General features: G+C 69.5%; 1 protein-coding gene. It reads right to left on the bottom strand.

Features of this window, described 5'->3' with window-relative positions; all coding sequences use genetic code 11:
- Positions 1–689, bottom strand: a 689-nt coding sequence (locus ACG0Z6_RS16600) for a type VI secretion system Vgr family protein (RefSeq protein WP_394463457.1), incomplete at both ends; no start/stop codon positions are given.

Here is a 689-nt window from a genome sequence, read left to right as displayed (position 1 = left end):
CCCGCCGGGGGTGAGCTCGCGGCTGCGCAGCCCCGTCAGCGCGTGCTGCTCGGGCAGCTCCCACGAGGGCATGTTCAGCGCGTTGTGCACCCGCCCCGTGATGAGCGGCCGGTCCGGGTCGCCATTCTCAAAGTCAACAATCACCTCCTGCCCGATGCGCGGCACCAGCGTGCCCCCGAGCTGGTTGCCCGCCCACGGGCTGGCCACGCGGATCCAGCAGCTGGCGTTCTCGTCCTTGCTGCAGTAACGGTTCCAGTGGAAGCTCACTTTGACGCGGCCGTATTGGTCCGTGTAGATCTCGCGCCCGGCCGGGCCCGTGACGATGGCCGTTTGCGGCCCGTGCGTGTGTGGCTTCGCGTGGCGCTGGCTGCTGCGGTAGAGCTGGCTGGCCGCTTGCACTTCGAACTGGCAGTGGCAGTGGTAGCTGCCCTGCCCGCTGGCTTGGCCCACCTCGCTCACGCTCAGGTGCGTGCCCAGAATCAGGTAGTCGGTGTTGGTCGGGCCGTTGGGGTGTTCGCGCAGCGTGAAGGTGCAGCCCGGCACCATGCCGCGCAGATTGCCGCTGCCGCTGGCGCGGCTGCCCGGGTTGCCTTCTCGCTCCATGCGCACGCGCGCCAGCTCTTTGCCTTCGGCAGGCTCGGTGTAGTCCCCCGGCCAGCGGTAGAGCTCCCCGTCGGCATGGCCGGTCT

It is taken from the genome of Roseateles rivi (genome assembly GCF_043555845.1).
GTDB classification, from domain to species: Bacteria; Pseudomonadota; Gammaproteobacteria; order Burkholderiales; family Burkholderiaceae_C; genus Roseateles; species Roseateles rivi.
This window is presented reverse-complemented; position numbering and strand designations above follow the sequence as displayed.